2 protein-coding genes are annotated in these 5,002 nt (G+C 77.6%); both read right to left on the bottom strand.

The window, feature by feature from the left end:
- A partial coding sequence (locus tag ACWDSL_RS51795; RefSeq protein WP_450496550.1) for a type I polyketide synthase occupies positions 1 to 4,474 on the bottom strand: 4,474 nt, incomplete at its 3' end.
- 8 nt (positions 4,475 to 4,482) lie between these two features.
- Positions 4,483 to 5,002, bottom strand: a 520-nt coding sequence (locus ACWDSL_RS51790; RefSeq protein ID WP_450496548.1) for an acyl carrier protein, incomplete at its 5' end; no start/stop codon positions are given.

Below are 5,002 nucleotides of genomic sequence, written 5' to 3'. Positions count from 1 at the left end.
GGTGCCGCGCTGCGGGCGTGGCGGGACCGGCTGGACCCCGCGACGGTGGGCTTCGCACACGGCTCACCCCGTCGGGTCCCCGGTCTGCGACGCGCCAGGCACGCTCGCCCGCCGGCGGCGCCAGCTCCGCCTCCGCCTCGCCGTCCGCCCGCGCCATGCGCGGCACGAGCGCGCGCCCGGCGCGCAGCGCGAGCTGCGGTTCTGCTGCGCAGGCTGCTGCGCGCAGGGCGTTGAGCAGCGCGGCGGCGGGGGGAGTGCTGTCTGTCTTGTTGTGGGCGGTGAGGCTCGTGCCGCTGGCCTTGGCGGTGGCGTTGCCGTCGGTGGCGTCCGCCGTGAGGCTCGTGGTGTCGGCGGGGAGGTCGAGGAGGAGGAAGCGGCCCGGCTGTTCTGTCTGTGCGCTGCGGACGAGGCCCCAGACCGCGGCGGCTGCCGGGTCGACCGGCTCGGTGCCGGCGGCGTCCCCGGCCCGCATCGCCGACCGCGTGACGACGGCCAGCCGTGTGGCGTTCTCGTCCCCGGCCCGCGCCAGCCAGGTCTGAAGCAGCGTCAGGGTCCGCCGGACGGCGGCCAGGCCGGTGCCGGCGCCGGCCGGGTCCTGGCCCGTGATGGCCTCCGCCACCACGACGTCCGGCATGGCGGCGCCCGCCGCCACGGCGTTGAACAGCGCCTCGACGCCCTCGTGGCGCTCCGCGCCGGTCAGCTCCGGCAGGCCGTCGCCGAGCACCGCCACCGACACCGGCTCCGCCCCCGCCTGGGGGCCCGGCTGCGTCCACTCGACGGCGTACAGCCCGTGCGCGCCGCGCGCGCGGCTGGCCGCCCGCAGCTGCTCGACGCTGGTCTCGCGCAGCGCGACCGCCTCCGCGCTCAGCACCGGCGCGCCCGTCGCGTCCGCCACCAGCACCCGCAGCACGTCGCCAGGAAGCCGCGACAGCCGGACCCTGACCCGGGTCGCGCCGCCCGCCCACAGGGACACCCCGCTCCAGATGAACGGCAGCAGCACCGACCCGGCCGCGCCCGCGGCGTCGTCCAGGTGCCCGGCCAGCAGCACCGGCTGCATCGCCGCGTCGAGCAACGCCGGGTGGACGCCGAAGCCGCCGACCTGCCCGGCGGCCTCCTCCGGCAGCACCACCTCCGCCAGGGTGTCCTCGCCGTCCCGCCACACGCCGCGCAGGCCGCGGTAGGAGGCGCCGTAGCCGTAACCCGCCGCCTGGGCCCGCTCGTAGAAGCCGTCCACCGGCACCGGCCGCGCGCCCGGCGGCGGCCACGCGCCGTCCAGGCCGCGCGGGGGTGCGGGCTCGCCCACCAGCAGCGTGCCGGAGACGTGGCAGATCCACGCGTCCGGCCGCCCGGCGTCCTCCTCGGGACGGGAGTGGATCCGCACCGCGCGCCGCCCCTCGGCGTCGGCGGCGTCCACGACGACCTGAACCACGAGCCCGCCCGACGCCGGCAGCGCCACCGGCACCTGGAGCGCCATCTCCTCCACGCCCGCGCACCCGGCCTCGTCGGCCGCCCGCAGCACCCACTCCACCAGCACCGTGCCGGGCAGCAGCGCGACGCCCGCGACCAGGTGTTCGCCCAGCCAGCCCGCCCGCCCCGCCTCCGGCAGCCGCCCGTTGAGCACCAGCCCGCCGTCCGGCAGCCGCACCGCCGCGGGCAGCAGCGCGTGCCCGACCAGGGTCAGCCCGGCGCCCGCGATGACCGCCGCGCCGTCACCGGCCGCGCCCGGCTCGGTCGGCAGCCAGTACCGCTCCCGCTGGAAGGCGTACGGCGGCAGCGGCACCGCGCGTCCGGCCGCGAACCAGGCGTCCCAGCCGACGGGCGCGCCCGCGACGTGCGCCTCCGCCAGCGCCCGGCAGAGCCGCTCGGGGCCGCCCTCGTCGCGGCGCAGCGTGCCCAGCGCGGTGGCCGCCGCGCCCGCGTCGCCCGCCGCCTCGAAGCACTCCTGCATCCCCGGCACCAGCACCGGGTGCGCGCTGGCCTCGACGAACACCCGGTAGCCGTCGGCCAGCAGGGCGTCGATCGCGTCCGCGAAGCGCACCGGCTGCCGCAGGTTGGTGAACCAGTAGCCGGCGTCCAGGCCGGCGGCGTCCATCCGGCCGCCCGTCACCGTCGAGTAGAACGTCACCGGGGAGGTGGCGCCCGACACGCCCGCCAGCACCTCGGCCAGCTCGCCCTCGATGCGGTCGACCTGCGGGCCGTGCGAGGCGTAGTCCACGTCGATGGCGCGCGCCCGCAGGCCGTCCGCCTGCGCGGCGGCCACCAGCTTCGCCACCTGCTCCGGCGAGCCCGACACCACCGTGGACGACGGGCCGTTCACCGCCGCGACCGTCACCTCGGGCGCGTGCGCGGCGGCCAGCTCCCGGGAGTCCTCGACGCCGCAGCCGAGCGACGCCATGGCACCGTCCCCGGCCAGCGCGCGCAACGCCCGGGCGCGCAGCGCGACCACGCGCGCGCCGTCGTGAAGCGTCATCGCGCCCGCGACGCAGGCGGCGGCGATCTCGCCCTGCGAGTGGCCGACGACCGCCGCCGGACGCACGCCATACGACTCCCACACCGCCGCCAGCGACACCATCACCGCCCACAGCACCGGCTGCACGACGTCGACCCGGCCGATGTCCGCCGCGCCGGGCGCGCCGCGCAGCACGTCGGTCAGCGACCAGTCGACGTGCGCGGCCAGGGCGCGCTCGCAGGCGGCGACGCGTTCGGCGAAGACGGGGGAGGTGTCGAGGAGTTCGACGCCCATGCCGCGCCACTGCGAGCCCTGCCCGGGGAAGACCATGACCGGTCCCGCGCCGACCTCGCCGGCCACGCCGCGCACCACGGCCGGGCCGGGCTCGCCGTCCGCCAGGCCCGCGAGGCCGGCCAGCAGCCCGGCCCGGTCCCGGCCCACCACCACGGCCCGGTGCTCGAACGCCGTGCGGCGGGTGGCAAGCGACCAGCCCACGTCGGCGGCGTCCGGCGCCCGCCGCGTGAGGTACGCCGCGAGCCGCGCGGCCTGGTCCCGCAGCGCCGCCTCGCTCCGCGCCGAGACCGGCCAGGCCACCACGCCCGGCCGCTCGCGGCGTTCGGCGTCCTCGTCCGGGGCCGGGTCGGGCGCCTGCTCCAGGATCGCGTGTGCGTTGGTGCCGGAGACGCCGAAGGACGACACCGCTGCCCGCCGCGGCCTGCCGGTCTCCGGCCACTCCCGGGGCTCCGTCAGCAGCCGCACGGTGCCGTCGCTCCAGTCGACGTGCGGGGTCGGCTCGTCGATGTGCAGCGTCGGGGCCAGCTGGCCGTCGCGCAGCGCCATCACGGTGTGGATCGCGCCCGCGACCCCGGCGGCGGCGTGCGTGTGGCCGATGTTCGACTTGATCGAGCCCAGCCACAGCGGCCGCTCCTCCGGCCGCCCCTGCCCGTACGTGGCCAGCAGCGCCTCCGCCTCGATCGGGTCGCCGAGGCGGGTGCCGGTGCCGTGCGCCTCGACCATGTCCACGTCGCCGCCCGCCAGCCCGGCCGTCGCCAGCGCGTCCCGGATCACGTTCTCCTGCGCCACGTCGTTGGGCGCGGTCAGCCCGTTGGAGGCGCCGTCCTGATTGATGGCCGAGCCGCGCAGCACCGCCAGCACCTCGTGCCCGTTGCGGCGGGCGTCCGACAGCCGCTCCAGCACCAGCACGCCCGCGCCCTCGGAGAAGCCCGTGCCGTCGGCCGCCGCGGCGAACGGCTTGCACCGCGCGTCGGGCGACAGCGCCCGCTGGCGGCAGAACTCGGTGAACATCAGCGGCGTCGACAGCACCGTGACGCCGCCCGCCAGGGCCAGCGAGCACTCGCCGGCCCGCAGCGCCTGCGCCGCCAGGTGGATGGCCACCAGCGACGACGAGCACGCCGTGTCCACGGTGACGGCCGGGCCTTCCAGGCCGAGGGTGTACGCGACGCGGCCGGAGATGATGCTGGTGAGACTGCCGGTGGTGGCGTAGCCCTCGTAGCCGTCGGGGACGCGCGGCATGCCGGAGATGTAGTCCTCGCTCGACACGCCCACGTACACGCCGGTCCGGCTGGCGCGCAGCGTCTCCGGCACGATGCCGGCGCGCTCCAGCGCCTCCCACGACAGTTCGAGCAGCACCCGCTGCTGCGGGTCCATGGCCAGCGCCTCGCGCGGGCTGATCCCGAAGAACGCCGCGTCGAAGTCGGGCACGTCGTGCAGGAAGCCGCCCTGGCTGACGTAGCTGGTGCCGTAGTGGCCCGGGTCGGGGTGGAAGAGGCCCTCCAGCTGCCAGCCACGGTCGGCGGGGAAGTCGCCGATGCCGTCGCCGCCGGCGAGCACGAAGTCGCGCAGCTCCTCGGGCGACCGTACGCCGCCGGCGAAGCGGCAGGACATCGCGACCACCGCCACCGGCTCGTGCCGCGCGTCCTCCAGCTCCCGCAGGCGGGACCTGGTCTCGTGCAGCTCGGTGGTGACCCGGCGCAGGTACTCGACCAGTTTCTCTTCGCTGACCATGTCGTTCGTCACCGGCCTTCAGCGGATGGGGTGCGGGCGTCGGCGAGGACGCCCAGCTCGTTGTCGATGAAGTCGAGAAGCTCGTCGGCCGAGGCGGACGCCAGCTTCCCGGCGGCGTCGGCCCGCGAGCCGTTGCCGTCGGGAGCGCTGTCGGTGGCCCCGGCGGGCTCGGCGGCCCCGGCGGGCTCGGCGGGCTCGGCGGGCGCCAGCTGGTCCTCGATGCGGCGCGCCAGCGACTCGGGCGTGGGGTGGCGGAAGACGACGGCGGCCGGCAGCCGCAGCCCGCTGGCCGCCACCAGCCGGTCGCGCAGCTCGACGGCGGTCACCGAGTCGAAGCCGAGCTCCTTGAAGGAGGCGTCGGAACGCACCGCACCCGGGCCGTCCTGGCGCAGCACGGTCGCGGCGTGGCCCCGTACGAAGTCGAGGACGGCGTGGTGGCGTTCGGCGGGCGCGAGGCCGGTCAGGCGGCTGGCCCAGCCGTCGGCGGCCGGGGGCGGCGCGGCGGCGACCGGACGCCGGGACGGCGAC

The organism is Streptomyces sp. NPDC000941 (genome assembly GCF_053599555.1).
The sequence above is the reverse complement of the archived record's forward strand: the minus strand, read 5'-3'. Positions and strand labels throughout refer to the sequence as shown.